The sequence below is a fragment of the Streptomyces alboflavus genome (genome assembly GCF_000716675.1).
Classification (GTDB): Bacteria; Actinomycetota; Actinomycetes; order Streptomycetales; family Streptomycetaceae; genus Streptomyces; species Streptomyces alboflavus.
Map to the genome: position 1 here is coordinate 17,021 of NZ_JNXT01000015.1, position 14,287 is coordinate 31,307.

The following is a 14,287-nucleotide window of genomic DNA, read 5'->3' on the forward strand; positions in this document are numbered from 1 at the left end:
CTGAGCGAACACCGACCCCAGACCGTATCGCGGGCCGCGGAAGTGTGCGTAACCTGCGAGGGGGAGGTGACGGCATGCGCGAGGCGGACGCCGGGCTCTTCGGGCCCTCGTCGGTGACCTGGCAGGCGCACGGAGACCCGATGATGTGGGTCGCGGGCATCAGGGCGCTGTACTTCCAGGCCCTGCACCCGCGCGCGGTACGCGGCGTCATGCAGAACTCCGACTTCAGGAAAGACGCCTGGGGCCGTCTGATGCGCACCGCGAACTTCGTGGGCACGACGACGTACGGCACCACGCAGGCCGCGGAGAAGGCGGGCGCCCGGGTCCGCAAGATCCACTCGATGCTCTCCGCCACCGACCCGGACACCGGCGAGCGCTACGGCGTCGACGAGCCGGACCTGCTCCTGTGGGTGCACTGCGCGGAGATCGACTCCTACCTCCACGTCCTGCGCCGCTCCGGCTTCCCGCTGAGCGACACGGCCGCCGACCAGTACGTCGCCGAACACCGCGAGAGCGCCCGCCTGGTCGGCCTCGACCCCGACGGCGTACCCGCCTCCACCGCCGAGCTCGCCGCCTACTTCGAGAAGGTGCGCCCCGAGCTCGCCGTCGGCCCCGAGGCCCGCGCCGTCGACGACTTCCTGCGCCGCCCGCCCACCCGCGCCCTGCTGATCCCGGCGCGCGCCCTGCTGTGGCGGCGCGTGGCGAACCTCGCGTACGCGTCCCTGCCCCGCTACGCCCACGAGCTGTACGGCAGGCCCGCCCCACCGCCCCGGACGGTCACCCGCCGCCTCGCCGCCACCGGCACCCTGCTGCGCCTCGTGCCCGCCCGGGTGCGCTGGCAGCTCCCGCCGAAGCACATCCTGCGCGCCATGGCCCGCCTCGGCCCCGGCAGCCGCCCCGACCGACGCCATGTCCCGTACAAAGTCGACAGACGGGACGCCATACTGGACGGGCCGGGGAGGGCGCAGCGAGGCAACGGGGGCGATGGCGCGACATGCCAGAGGTGCCAGAGGTGGGGGACACCAGGCTGATCCAGGGCCGGTACCGACTGCTCGACCTGATCGGGCGCGGCGGCATGGGCGAAGTGTGGCGGGCGCGCGACGAATCGCTCGGCCGCAAGGTCGCCGTCAAATGCCTCAAGCCGCTCGGGCCCCAGCACGACCAGTCGTTCACCCGGGTCCTGCGGGAGCGCTTCCGGCGCGAGGCGCGGGTCGCGGCGGCGCTCCAGCACCGCGGAGTGACCGTCGTGCACGACTTCGGCGAGAACGACGGCGTGCTGTTCCTCGTCATGGAGCTCCTTGAGGGCCGCAACCTGAGCCAGCTCCTGGAGGACAACAGACAGCACCCGCTGCCCGTCTCCGACGTCGTGGACATCGCCGACCAGGTCGCCTCCGCGCTCGCGTACACCCATGAACAGGGCATCGTGCACCGCGACCTGAAGCCCGCCAACATCATGCGGCTCGTCGACGGCACGGTGAAGATCTGCGACTTCGGCATCGCCCGGCTCGGCCACGACATCGGCTTCACGTCCCGCCTCACCGGCACCGGCATCGCCATGGGCACCCCGCACTACATGTCGCCCGAGCAGATCAGCGGCGCCGAGGTCGACCAGCGCAGCGACCTCTACTCGTTCGGGTGCGTCCTCTACGAACTCGCCACCGGCGCCCCGCCGTTCGACATGGAGGACGCCTGGGCGGTCCTCGTCGGCCACCGCGACACCGCGCCCGAGCCGCCCCGCCGCCACCGCGGCGAACTGCCCGTGTACTTCGACCGGATCGTCCTCGACCTGCTCGCCAAGCGCCCCGACGAACGCCCCGCCGACGCCCGCGAACTCGGCCGCCGCATCACCGCGGGCCGCACCGCACCCGTCGCGTACGTACCGACCGTCGTCTCGCCCTCCCTGCGCCGCCCCGAGCCCGCGTCCCCCGGCCGCCCGGCACGCCCCGAACCGCACCGCGAGCCCGCCCTGCCGCCCTGGACGCGCGGCATGACCACCGGTCACAAGGCGACCGGCGCCGGCCTGCGCAGCACACCGCCGGACGCCGCGGCGGGCCTCACCGGCGAGTGGATCCCGCGCCCCACCGGCCACCACACCGTGGTGCCGCCGCCCGCGCCGGAGCGGCCCGCACCCCCGCCGTCCGTCGTCGCCGCCCTCGTCAGCCGCCACAACGCGGGCCTCAGCCTCGGCCGTCTCAGCCGCTGGGCGGAGGCCGGCGAGGTGCACCGCGCCGTCGCCGCCGAGCGCGAGCACGTGCTCGGCCCGGACCACCCCGACACCCTCGCAAGCCGCTACGAGGTCGGCTTCACGCTCAGCCGCACCGGGCGCCCCGCGGACGCCCTGCGCGAGTACGGCCGCGTCGCCGAGGGTCGCGAACGCGCCCTGGGAGCCGACCACTTGGACACCCTCGCCGCCCGCCAGGAGATGGCGTACGTCCTCGGCCAGCTCGGCCGGCACTTCGAGGCGCACCAGGTCTACACGCAGGTGCTCGGCGCCCGGGAGCGGACGGCGGGCGCCGACCACCCCGACACTCTGCGATGCCGTCACAACCTGGCGTTCAACCTCAGCCGCCTCGGCCGTCTGGAGGACTCCTACCGGCTGGCCCGCGACGTGGCCGCCGCCCGCGCCCGCGTCCTCGGCGCCACCCACCCCGACACCCTCGTCACCCGCTACGAAGTGGCGTACGCACTCGGCCAGTTGGGGCACTGGACGGAGGCGCTCCAGACGTACCGCGAAGTGGCCGAGGCGCGGACGCGGGCGCTCGGCGCCGACCACCCCGACACGCTCGCGGCGCGCTACGAGGTCGGCATCAGCCTCGGACGGCTGGGCCGCAGCGCGGAGGCCCTGGAGCTGTACCGCGCCCTGATCGCGGACCGCACCCGCGTGAACGGCCCCGCCGACCCCGAGACCCTGCGCGCCCGGCACGGCCTCGGCGTGAACCTGGGCCGCCTCGGCCGCTGGGAGGAGGCCCTCGCGGAGGCTCGGGACGTGTGCGCGATCCGTGAACGCGTCCTCGGCGCAGGTCATCCCGACACCCTCGTCAGCCGCCGGGAGGTCGCCGTCGGCCTCGGCTGGCTCGGGCGGTGGCCGGACGCCCTCACCGAGTACCGCAGGGTGGCGGCCGCCCGCGAACAGGTCCTCGGCCCCGACCACCCCGACACCCTCGCGAGCCGCAACGACGAGGCCCACTGCCTGGAGCAGCTGGGCCGCGGCACGGAGGCGGTGGAGCTGTACCGGAGGGTGGCGGCACTGCGGCAGCAGCGGGCGTCCGGGGCGCACTGAGACGCGTCCTGTTCCTCCGGTCGGCCGTGGCGTCCGTCAGCCCCGGAGCTGGACCGGCGCGCGCATGTCGGCGAGTTCCGGGTCGCCGTCGCTGTCCATGGCGGTGCCCGCGGGGTAGCGGGCGCACTCGCCGTACGCGGAGACCTCGAGGCGGTCGCCCGGGTACGCCGTGACCGCGATCGACGAGCCGGCCTTCGGGGGCCGCATGCTCAGCTCCAGGCGGTAGCGGTCGTCGCGGTGCTCGGTCACCCGCCAGCCCTGGCGGGTCAGTTCCTTCCGCGCGTCCTTGAGGGCGGTCACCGCCCGGGCGCGGGGGACGTCCCGCAGGGTCCAGTCGTAGCTGACACTGACGACGCCCGGCTCGCTCGGCGGCGCGGGGTCGAGCACGTCGGACCAGGTGCGCAGGCCTCTGCGGTCGCAGGTGTAGGTGGCGGTGTAGGCGCGCACCCCCGACCGCTCGGTGTCGAGCCGGGCGTCCGGCAGCGCCAGCGCGTCGTAGACCGCCTGGCTGCGCTCGTCCAAGGTCCGGGACGTCGCCGCGGGATCGGCGACGGGATACGGATCGCCCACCCAGACCCCCTCGAACCAGCGGGCGAGGCCGATGAAACCCGCGAGCGCCGCGGCGATCCCCAGCCCTGTCAGACCTGCCGACGTGGCACGCACGGCCTTGCGGCGGCTCTGTGGGGTGACGTTCATCTCTGCCATACGGGCATCGTGCTGCGGCACGGGACGACGGGCATGAGTACGCGTACTCAGGCGGACCCACGTCGATCTTCCGCTCCGCCTCCGGACAACAGCTCGATTCCGTGCTACCAAGAATCATGCGAACCAGCTACGACGCCGTGGTGGTCGGCGGCGGCCACAACGCCCTGGTTGCCTCCGCCTACCTGGCCCGGGCGGGCCACTCCGTGCTGCTCCTCGAACGGCTGCCGGACACCGGCGGAGCCACCGTGTCGACGCGCCCGTTCCCCGGCATGGACGCCAACCTCTCCCGCTACTCGTACCTGGTGAGCCTGCTGCCGCGGAAGATCGTGCGGGACCTCGACCTGGACTTCCGGGTGCGGACCCGCACGGTGTCGTCGTACACGCCGACGGTCCGCGCGGGGCGCCCCACGGGGCTGCTCGTGGGCGGCGGCGAGGCCCGCACACGGGAGTCGTTCGCCCGGCTCACCGGCGACGACCGCGAGTACACGGCCTGGCGGGAGTTCTACGCGCGCACGGCCCACGTCGCCGGCCGGGTGTTCCCCACCCTCACCGAGCCGCTGCCGACGAAGAAGGAGCTGCGCGGCCGCGTCGACGACGACACCGCCTGGCGCATGCTGTTCGAGGAGCCCATCGGCCGGGCCGTCGAGGAGCGCTTCGCGGACGACCTGGTGCGCGGCGTGGTCCTCACGGACGCGCTGATCGGCACGTTCGCCGACGCCCACGACCCGTCCCTGCGCCAGAACCGCTGCTTCCTCTACCACGTGATCGGCGGCGGCACCGGCGACTGGAACGTGCCCGTCGGCGGCATGGGCGCCCTGACCCGCGCCCTCACCGACGCCGCCCGCGCGGCCGGCGCCGAGCTGCGCACCGGCCACGAGGTGACCCGCGTCGACACCGACGGACGGCACGCCGAGGTGACGTACCGGACGGCGGACGGCGAGGGCACGGTCGGCGCCCGGCACGTCCTGGTGGGGGCGTCGCCGCAGCAGCTCGCCGCGCTCACCGGGGACGCGCCGCCGCCTCCGGCCGAAGGCGCCCAGCTGAAGGTGAACATGCTCCTTGACCGGCTGCCCGCGCTGCGCGATCCGGACGTCGACCCGCACGAGGCCTTCGCCGGGACCTTCCACATCGCCGAGGGGTACGGGGAGCTGGCGCGGGCCCACGCCCAGGCGGCGGCGGGCGGACCGCCCACGGCCCCGCCGTCCGAGATCTACTGCCACTCCCTCACGGACCCGACCATCCTCGGCCAGGACCTCGTCGACCGCGGCTGCCACACCCTCACCCTCTTCGGCCTGCACACCCCCGCCCGCCTCTTCACCGACGCCACCAACGACGCCCTGCGCGCCGAACTCCTGACGTCGGCCCTCGCCCAGCTCGACGCGCACCTGGCCGAGCCGATCGCCGACTGCCTGGCCACCGACGCGGACGGCCGCCCGTGCGTCGAGGCGAAGACCCCGCTGGACCTGGAACGCGACCTGCGCCTTCCCGGCGGCAACATCTTCCACGGCGACCTGTCCTTCCCGTACGCCGACGAGAGCGCCCCCGACGGGCGGGGCCACGAGGGCCGTTGGGGCGTGGAGACCCGGCACGCGAACGTCCTGCTGTGCGGCGCGGGCGCGCTGCGCGGGGGCGGGGTCAGCGGCATCCCGGGGCACAACGCGGCGATGGCCGTCCTGGAGCGGTGAGCGGCGGCCGCCGCAGCGGTGAGGGGCCGTACCGCGTGCGCCGGAACGGTGAGCGGCCGTACTGCGTGCGCCGGAACGCCGGGCGGTGTCCCGCGGAACGCGCTGGTGTACGGTCGGACACCGTTCGATGCGCGAGGAGGACCCACGCGTGAGTGACGGAGACAAGAGGTGCTCACCATGGCTTCCCGACGCGCCGGTCGCAGCGGGGACTCCCCGACGTTCACCGAGCAGGCGCGCCGCCGACAGCTCATCGAGTGCACGATCGACCTGATCTCCACCAAGGGTTACCCCGCGACGTCCCTGTCCGCCATCGCGGAACGGGCCGGCCTGTCCAAGGCGGCCGTCCTGTACCACTTCTCCTCGAAGGACAACCTCACCCGCGCGACCCTGGACCACGTCCTGGAGGAGTTCACCGCGTACGTCGGCGAACGTGTCGCGGCCGAGGCGGACCCGCGCGCCGCCGTGATGGCCTACGTCCGCGCCATGATCGGCTACCAGCAGGCGCACCGCCGCCACGTCCGGGTCATCACGGAGATGCTCCTGGACGACCACGGCGGCACCCGCCTCAAGACCCCCGGCGGCCACGACACCGCGGGCCGCTGGCAGGCACTCGCCGACCTCCTCGCCGCGGGCCAGCGGGCGGGCGCCTTCCGTCCGTTCGACGTCCGCACCGTCTCCCTCGCCGTCGGCGGCGCCATCGACGGCGTCATCGGCCACTGGCTGGCCCACCCCGACCTCGACCTGGACGCGGCGGCCGACGAGCTGGAGACGTTCACGCTGAACGCGATCGGGGCCGCGGGCGGCGACCGCTGAACCCGGGGCGGCACAGGGGCGTACAGGTGTGTGCCCGGTGGGCCGTGGGCAGCACTTGGGGGGCGTGAGCCGCAGGCCACCGGGGCTCGCGGGACGACGCCGCACAACCGCGTGTCGAAGGAGCCGTCGCATGGGCGTCAGCAACCCCCCGTCCGAACCCCAGGACCCGAACACCGGGTCCATACCTCCCGCCCTGCTCGGCCTGGACGCCGCCCTGCCCGAACTCGTCGCCCTGTACCGGGACCTGCACGCCCACCCGGAGCTGTCCTTCGAGGAGCACCGCACCGCCGCCGAGATCGCCCGGCACGCCACGGCGTACGGCTGCGACGTGACACCCGGCGTGGGCCGCACCGGCGTCGTCGCCGTCCTCGACAACGGCGAGGGCCCCACCGTCCTGCTGCGCGCCGACTTCGACGCCCTGCCCCTGGCCGAGCGCACCGGCCTGCCCTACGCCTCCCGCACCGAGGGCGTGATGCACGCCTGCGGCCACGACCTGCACGTCACCTGTCTGCTGGGCGCCCTGAAGCTGCTCGCGGCGGCGCGCGGGAGCTGGCGCGGGCGGATCGTCGCCGCCTTCCAGCCCGCCGAGGAGATCGGCGAGGGCGCGCAGGCGATGGTCGACGACGGCGTCTTCGAGCGCTTCGGGACTCCGGACGTGGTGCTCGGCCAGCATGTCGCGCCGCTGCCCGCCGGCATGGTGGCCTGTCACGCCGGGGAGGCGTTCGCGGCCACCGACTCGCTGAAGGTCGTCATGTACGGCAAGGGCGCGCACGGCTCACGTCCTGAGACGTCCGTCGATCCCGTGGTGATGGCCGCCGCGACGGTGATGCGGTTGCAGACCGTCGTCTCGCGCGAGGTGCCTGCGGGGGAGACGGCGGTGCTCACCGTGGGGGCGCTGCGGGCGGGCACGGTGGACAACGTCATCCCGGACGAGGCCGAGCTGCGGCTGAGCATCCGCTCCTACAAGGAGGACGTCCGGGCCCGGATGCGCGCCGCCGTCGAGCGGATCGTGCGCGGCGAGGCGTGGGTGGCGGGTGCCACGCGTGAGCCGGAGTTCACGCAGCTCGACGCGTTCCCGGTGCTCGTCAACGACGAGGCGGCGGTGGCCAGGACCATGGCCGCGATCGGCGCGGTCGTCGGCGACGGGCAGGTGATCGACCCCGGTCCTGTGACCGGCAGCGAGGACGTGGGGATCTTCGGCACGGCGGCCAAGGCCCCGGTCTGCTACTGGCTGTTCGGCGGCTGCGATCCCGAGACGTACGCCGCGGCGCAGGCGGCGGGCACGGTGGACAGCGACATCCCGTCGAACCACTCGCCGCGCTTCGCGCCCGTTCCCGAACCGGCCGTCACCACCGGTGTGACGGCGCTGACGACGGCGGCGCTGGAGTGGCTGGGGCGGCCGCCGGAGTGAGCGCCGGCGGCGCGGCGGAGCCACGGCCGGGGAGGACGGCCGGTTCGAGCGGACAGGGCGAGCGTACGGCTGCGAACCGTCTGAGCCTCAGCGCCAGTCGGGAGCGCCCGGCGCGGGCGCCACGACACTCTCGATCCTGGCCCGCGTCTCCCGCATGACCGCCACGATCCGGGCCTCGTGCTCCTCGCTGAGCCGTGCCACCGGCACCGAACAGCTGATGGCGTCGGTGGCCGGGACGTCGTAGCGCAGGGCGAAGCCGAAGCCCGCGATGCCCGTCACCGTCTCCTCGCGGTCGATGGAGTAGCCGCGCTCGCGCACCCCGGCGAGGTCGGCGACGAGCGCGGCCCTGTCGGTGTGCGTGTTCTTGGTGTACGCGGCCAACGGGCCCTCGGGGAGCGGAAGTTCGTCGTCGGGCCGCTCGGCGAGCAGGGCCTTGCCGAGCGCGCCCGCGTGCGCCGGGACGCGGCGGCCGACGCGGCTGAGGCTGCGCGTGTACGCGTGGGACTCGCGCGTCGCGAGGTAGACGACGTCCGGGCCGTCGAGCCGGGCCAGGTGGATGGTCTCGCCGAGCGCGTCCGATGCCTGGTCGAGCGCGGGGCGGACCCGGCGGACACGCGGGTCGCTGTCCAAGTAGCCGGTGCCCGTGAGCAGGGCGCGGATCCCGATGCCGTAGAGGGAGCCGGTCGTGTCGGTGCGCACCCAGCCGCAGTCGACGAGGGTCTGCAGCAGTTGGTACATGCTGCTGCGCGGTACGCGGAGTTCCGCGGCCAGTTCGTCCAGGCGGGCGGGCCGGTCGCCGCGGGCAGCGAGCAGTTCGAGCAACTCCACGGTGCGGGCCGCCGACTTCACCCCGCGGGTCCCGCCCGTCTTCGCCATGGCCTCATCGTAATTCGGCGCCGACGGCCCCGGTGTGGAGCCGCGCGTCATGGAACGCGCCGCACCCATTGACCCCGCCAGTTCACCCCCATAGCCTGCGTTCCCATACGTGTACGCCATCTGCATACAGGGATGAGATTCAGGACGTGGTTCGCCCGGCGGTCGAGCGCGCCCCGGCCTGCCTGCCCAACCGTTCGAAGGGGAACGGACATGCCTCTCCTCGTGGTCGGGATCAGCGTCGCCGCCTCCGGCGTGGTCCTGTCGCTGCTCGCGGGCGGCGGCGTCCACCCCGAAACCATGGTGCTCGCCGTCTCGTGCGGCTCGATCGCCTGCTCCCACGTCAACGACCCGGGCTTCCGGCACCCGTACCCCCTCCCTCCCGAAAGGACCCCGACCGGCATGAGCAGTCAGCCGACCGTCACGCACTTCGCCGTCTACCCGGTAGCGGGCCGCGACTGCATGGAGCTGAACCTCTCCGGCGCCCACGGCCCCTACTTCACCCGCAACGTCGTGGTCCTCAAGGACTCCGAAGGCCGGACGGGCCTGGGGGAGGTGCCGGGCGGCGAGGAGATCACGCAGACGCTGCGGGACGCCGAGTCCCTGGTCATGGGCGCCGAACTGGGCGACTACAAGCGGGTGTTGCGCACGATCGGCAGTCGCTTCGCGGACCGCGACGCGGGCGGACGCGGCGCCCAGACCTTCGACCTGCGGACGACCGTGCACGCCGTCACGGCGGTCGAGTCAGCCCTGCTCGACCTGCTCGGTCAGCACCTCGGAGTCCCGGTCGCGGCCCTGCTGGGCGACGGCCGACAGCGCGATTCCGTACGCGTACTCGGCTATCTCTTCTACGTCGGCGACCCGGACCGCACCGACCTGGACTACGTCCGGGAGCCGGACGCGGACGTCGACTGGTACCGCGTCCGGCACGAGGAGGCGCTGACCCCGCAGGCCATCGTCCGCCAGGCCGAGGCGACCCACGCCCGGTACGGCTTCCGGGACTTCAAGCTCAAGGGCGGCGTCCTGCCGGGTACTGAGGAGGTCGAGGCGATACGCGCCCTCAAGGACCGCTTCCCCGAGGCGCGGATCACCCTCGACCCGAACGGCGCCTGGTCCCTGCGCGAGGCCGTCGACCTGTGCGCGCCCCTGGTCGGCACCCTCGCCTACGCCGAGGACCCCTGCGGAGCCGAGGACGGCTACTCCGGCCGGGAGGTCCTGGCCGAGTTCCGCCGCGCCACCGGCCTCCCCACCGCGACCAACATGATCGCCACCGACTGGCGCCAGCTGACCCACGCCCTGGCCCTCCAGTCGGTCTCCATCCCCCTGGCCGACCCGCACTTCTGGACCATGCAGGGCTCGGTCCGCGTGGCCCAGCTCTGCAACGCGCTCGGCCTGACCTGGGGCTGCCACTCCAACAACCACTTCGACATCTCCCTGGCGATGGTCACGCACTGCGGCGCCGCCGCCCCCGGCCCCTACAACGCCCTGGACACCCACTGGATCTGGCAGGAGGGCCTGGAACGCCTCACCGTCACCCCACCCACCATCACCAACGGTGAGATCCCCGTCCCCGACGCCCCGGGCCTCGGCATCACCCTCGACCCGGACCGCCTCCACGCGGCCCACACCCTCTACCGGGAACAGGCCCTGGGCGCCCGCGACGACAGCACCGCGATGCGCTACCTCGTCCCGGGCTGGACGTTCGACGCGAAGAGGCCTTGCCTGGTGCGTTAGGGCCTGCCCGCGAGTCGGTGCGCGAGGTCGAGCAGTTCCGGCAGCCGCAGCACCCGTCCGCCGAACCCCGGCAGGGGGACGTGGAGCGGGCGCGTCCAGCGGTCGGGGATCGCGTCCAGCCCGTAGCGGGCCCCCGCGAGGCCTCCGGTCACCGCGGCGACGGTGTCGGTGTCGCCGCCGAGGTCGATCGCGGCGCGCAGGGCGGCCTCGAAGCCGGTGGTGGTGCGCAGGGCCCAGACCGCGGAGCCCAGGCAGGGCCAGACGGCGCCGTTGAACTCGGTCGCCCGGTCGGGGTGCCAGTCGGGAGCGAGGATGGTGGCGTAGCGCACGCGGTGGTCGGGATGGATGTGGGCCAGGGTGTCCGGGAGTGCGGTGAGGGGGTCGTGGCCCGCCAGGGTGACGCGGACGAGTTCGTGGAAGATCGCGGTGCCCTCCCAGGCCGCACGGTCGCCGTGGGTGAGGGCGGCGATGCGGCGGCCCGCGTCCATGGTGGCGGCCCGGCCCGAAGGCGCGAAGTGGACCGCTGCGGTCGACGCCCGCATGAGCGAACCGTTCCCCGCGGCCCGCAGGTTGACCTGGAAATGTGTCGCGGCGGCGAGGTCCCAGGGCATGCCGCTGGTCAGGACGTCCTCGGTCTGCAGGCCGATGTCCTTGGGCTCCGCCGCCGCCCACCGTTGGAAGCGGGCGAAGACGTCCGGCAGATCGAGCGAGCCCCGCTCAAGCAGGGACTCCGCGACCAGGACCGCCATCTGCGTGTCGTCCGTGGCCTCGCCCGGGTCCCAGCCGCCCCCTCCGGCCATCTCGTCACCGGCGCCGGTCGTGGGAAACCGCGCGGAGAACGCTCCCTGAGGGCCGAACTCGAAGGGGCCGCCCAGGGCGTCGCCGACCGCCGAGCCGACGACCGCCCCGGCGGCCCGCTGTATCCGGGTCATCCGCTTCATCTGCTTCATCCGCGCAGGTTATTCATCCGCGCAGGCTATGCGTGGCTTCTTTCCGGAGGCGTACCGCCCGGACTCCGCCGCGCGAACCCCGGCGCACGCTCCGGCCGCACCCCCACCCCGCCCACGTACCCCGCCACCATCCGCAGGGCCGGTACCCGTCGCAGCAGGCGGAGCGGGGTCGGGAGGTGGCCGGGGTGGAGGGTGCCGTCGAGGGCGGGGCGGAGGAGGGTTTCGTGTTCGGTGAGTTGGGAGCGTTGGGTGAAGGTGGTGGGGAACTCGCGGCGGCGCTGGATCCGGTGCAGGGCGGTGGTGGTCGGGCGGCCCCGGCGGAGGGAGGCGGCCAGGTGGCGGGCCGCGGCCACGGCGTCCTGGACGGCCAGGTTGACGCCCACGCCGCCCACCGGGGACATCGTGTGGGCGGCGTCGCCGATGCACAGGAGGCCGTCGCGGTACCAGCGGGGGAGGCGGCCCATGGTGACGTCGAGGAGCTTGACGTCGTCCCAGGACCGGATCGCGAGGAGCGCTTCGTCCTCCCAGCCGAGGAGGGCGCCCAGGCGGTCGCGGAACCAGGCGATGTCGTGGGAGCGCAGCTGGGCGTCCGTGCCCTTCTTGATGAGGTAGGAGGTCTGGTAGTAGTCGCCGCGGTCCATCGTGGCGGCTACCTGGCCGTCGCGGACGCTCAGGAACACCTGGCCGCGCTTGCGCCCGTCCCGCGGCGCCGGGACCTTGACCTGCCACACGTCCATCGGTACCTCGAACGACCGGGGCACGAGCCCCGCCGCGGCCCGGACCACGGAGTCCCGGCCGTCGCAGGCCACGGTCAGGTCGGCCGCCAACTCGCCCGGCGCGCCCTGTTCGTCGGTGTACGTCACGCCCGTGACCCGCCCCGTCGCGTCCGTGCGCAGGCCCGTCACCGCCGTCCGCATCCGGAGCTCGAACGACGGCTCCTCGGCCGCCGCCGACGCGAGCAGGTCGAGGAAGTCCCACTGCGGGACCATCGCGATGTACTTGTGGCGCCCCGGCGCGCGGCGCAGGTCCGCCGCCACGAACGTGGTGCCCTCGACATGCATCCGCATCTGCGTGAGCCGCTGCGCGGGCAGCCGGTCGAAGCGTTCGCCGAGACCCAGCTCGTCCAGGAGCCGCAGCGTCGACGGGTGCACCGTGTCGCCCCGGAAGTCGCGCAGGAAGTCGCCGTGCTTCTCCAGGACGGTGACGTCGACACCGGCCCGGGCGAGCAGCAGGCCGAGCATCATCCCGGCGGGCCCGCCGCCCACCACACAACAGGTCGTGCGCTCCATGGTTCACGCCCCTCTCTCGTTCGCGTGCGAGGACTCTAACCGATCGGTCAGCATTCTGACCGATCGGTTAGACGATGGTGTCCGGGCTGCTCGATATGTGACGCGGCGCCGCGGGGAATGGGGAAGGCGGGCGGTGCGCGGGCGCGGGGGTGCGGGGTGTGGGGCGCGGTCCCACGCGGGAGACAGCTGACGCTTTCGTGGCGGGGGTGTCCACGGTGGTCGCCCAGCTGAGGCTGTTGCGTCGGAACGACATGCCGCAAAGAACCTGACGCGGCATCAGAAAATCTCTTCCCTCGGCCGCGCCGCTACGGCATCCTGCGCCCATGCAGACGGAGCTGAGCAAGCAACTCGGAGTCGAGTACGCCGTCTTCGGCTTCACGCCGTTCCCCGCCGTTGCGGCCGCCATCAGTCGGGCGGGCGGGTTCGGGGTGCTCGGCGCGGTCCGCTACACGGCGCCCGACGACCTCGCGCGCGACCTCGACTGGATGCAGGAGCACGCGGACGGCCTGCCCTACGGGCTCGACGTCGTCATGCCCGCGAAGCGGGCCGAGGTCCCCGGAGGGCAGTCGCTGACCGAGGCCGACGTGGAGGCGATGATCCCCGCGGGGCACCGGCAGTTCGTCGAGGAGACCCTCGCCAAGCACGGCGTGCCCGCGCTCGCCGAGGGCGAGGCGTCCGGCTGGCGCATCACCGGCTGGATGGAGCAGGTGGCGCGCGGCCAGCTCGACGTCGCCTTCGACTACCCCATCAAGCTGCTCGCCAACGCCCTCGGCTCACCGCCCGCCGACGTCGTCACCCGCGCCCACGACCAGGGCGTGCTCGTCGCCGCCCTCGCGGGCAGCGCCCGGCACGCCCGCAAGCACGCGGACGCCGGCATCGACATCGTCGTGGCGCAGGGCTACGAGGCGGGCGGCCACACCGGCGAGATCGCCTCCATGGTGCTCACGCCCGAAGCCGTCGACGCCGTCGCGCCGCTGCCGGTCCTCGCGGCGGGCGGCATCGGCAGCGGCGAACAGGTCGCTGCGGCCCTCGCCCTCGGCGCGCAGGGCGTCTGGCTCGGCTCGGTGTGGCTCACGACGACGGAGGCCGACCTGCACTCCGCCGCGCTCACCCGCAAGCTGCTCGCCGCCGGGTCCGGGGACACCGTCCGCTCCCGGGCCCTCACGGGCAAGCCCGCACGCCAGTTGCGCACCGAGTGGACCGACGCGTGGGACGACCCGGCGGGACCGGGCGCGCTGCCGATGCCGCTGCAGGGACTGCTCGTCGCCGAGGCCGTGTCGCGCATCCAGAAGTACGAGGTGGAGCCGCTGCTCGGCACGCCCGTCGGGCAGATCGTCGGCCGGATGAACAGCGAGCGCAGCGTCCAGGCCGTGTTCGACGACCTGACCCGCGGCTTCGAGCGGGCCATCGACCGGTTGAACCGCATCGCGGGTCGGGCCTGAGAGGGCCGCGGCGCGGGATCCCGAGCGGGATCCCGAGCGGTTGCCGCGCCGATCGGGCGCCCCCCCGGCACCCCACACCTGCCGCCAAGCCACACCCACCCGCCC

At 73.8% G+C, this 14,287-nt stretch carries 11 protein-coding genes; 7 read left to right on the forward strand and 4 right to left on the reverse strand.

Translation table 11 applies throughout. From position 1 onward, the window contains the following. Positions 1-74: 74 nt before the first annotated feature. Both OO63_RS13280 and OO63_RS13285 read left to right on the forward strand, forming a co-directional pair. On the forward strand, positions 75-1,031 hold the full coding sequence (locus OO63_RS13280; protein ID WP_051810826.1) for an oxygenase MpaB family protein: 957 nt from the start codon (positions 75-77) through the stop codon (positions 1,029-1,031). Then, on the forward strand, positions 1,013-3,280 hold the full coding sequence (locus OO63_RS13285) for a serine/threonine-protein kinase (protein ID WP_030357467.1): 2,268 nt from the start codon (positions 1,013-1,015) through the stop codon (positions 3,278-3,280). The genes OO63_RS13280 and OO63_RS13285 overlap by 19 nt, the downstream gene beginning before the upstream one ends. Before the next feature lie 36 nt (positions 3,281-3,316). Here the strand turns inward: OO63_RS13285 and OO63_RS13290 are convergent, their stop codons facing one another. Continuing rightward, the gene (locus OO63_RS13290; RefSeq protein ID WP_030357466.1) at positions 3,317-3,985 is read right to left on the reverse strand and encodes a hypothetical protein; all 669 of its coding nucleotides are present in this window, start codon (positions 3,983-3,985) and stop codon (positions 3,317-3,319) included. Positions 3,986-4,101: 116 nt separating this feature from the next. On the opposite strand from OO63_RS13290, the gene OO63_RS13295 reads away from it, so the two are divergent. The 3 genes from OO63_RS13295 to OO63_RS13305 all read left to right on the forward strand — a co-directional run bounded on the left by OO63_RS13295 (position 4,102) and on the right by OO63_RS13305 (position 7,894). Further along, positions 4,102-5,670, forward strand: coding sequence for a phytoene desaturase family protein (locus OO63_RS13295; RefSeq protein ID WP_030357465.1), 1,569 nt, complete (start codon positions 4,102-4,104; stop codon positions 5,668-5,670). Positions 5,671-5,847: 177 nt separating this feature from the next. Then, positions 5,848-6,483, forward strand: a complete 636-nt coding sequence (locus tag OO63_RS13300) for a TetR/AcrR family transcriptional regulator (protein WP_030357464.1) — start codon at positions 5,848-5,850, stop codon at positions 6,481-6,483. Positions 6,484-6,613: 130 nt separating this feature from the next. Continuing rightward, a complete protein-coding gene (locus OO63_RS13305; RefSeq protein ID WP_106983301.1) occupies positions 6,614-7,894 on the forward strand; it encodes an amidohydrolase in 1,281 nt (426 codons plus the stop codon). Positions 7,895-7,981: 87 nt separating this feature from the next. On the opposite strand, the gene OO63_RS13310 is transcribed toward OO63_RS13305, so the two are convergent. Continuing rightward, complete coding sequence (locus tag OO63_RS13310; RefSeq protein ID WP_030357462.1) at positions 7,982-8,770, reverse strand: IclR family transcriptional regulator; 789 nt, start codon at positions 8,768-8,770, stop codon at positions 7,982-7,984. A gap of 399 nt (positions 8,771-9,169) precedes the next feature. Here OO63_RS13310 and OO63_RS13315 point away from each other — a divergent pair, with 399 nt between their 5' ends. Continuing rightward, positions 9,170-10,501: an enolase C-terminal domain-like protein gene (locus OO63_RS13315; protein WP_030357461.1), complete on the forward strand. Its 1,332-nt coding sequence runs from the start codon at positions 9,170-9,172 to the stop codon at positions 10,499-10,501. On the opposite strand, the gene OO63_RS13320 is transcribed toward OO63_RS13315, so the two are convergent. Together OO63_RS13320 and OO63_RS13325 are read right to left on the reverse strand one after the other, a co-directional pair. Continuing rightward, the gene (locus tag OO63_RS13320; protein ID WP_030357460.1) at positions 10,498-11,433 is read right to left on the reverse strand and encodes an ADP-ribosylglycohydrolase family protein; all 936 of its coding nucleotides are present in this window, start codon (positions 11,431-11,433) and stop codon (positions 10,498-10,500) included. The genes OO63_RS13315 and OO63_RS13320 overlap by 4 nt on opposite strands. 44 nt (positions 11,434-11,477) lie before the next feature. Beyond that, positions 11,478-12,740, reverse strand: a complete 1,263-nt coding sequence (locus OO63_RS13325) for an FAD-dependent oxidoreductase (RefSeq protein WP_033264102.1) — start codon at positions 12,738-12,740, stop codon at positions 11,478-11,480. A gap of 323 nt (positions 12,741-13,063) precedes the next feature. Between OO63_RS13325 and OO63_RS13330 the strand changes: the two genes are divergently transcribed. Next, complete coding sequence (locus OO63_RS13330; protein WP_030357458.1) at positions 13,064-14,182, forward strand: NAD(P)H-dependent flavin oxidoreductase; 1,119 nt, start codon at positions 13,064-13,066, stop codon at positions 14,180-14,182. The last annotated feature ends 105 nt before the right edge of the window (positions 14,183-14,287 follow it).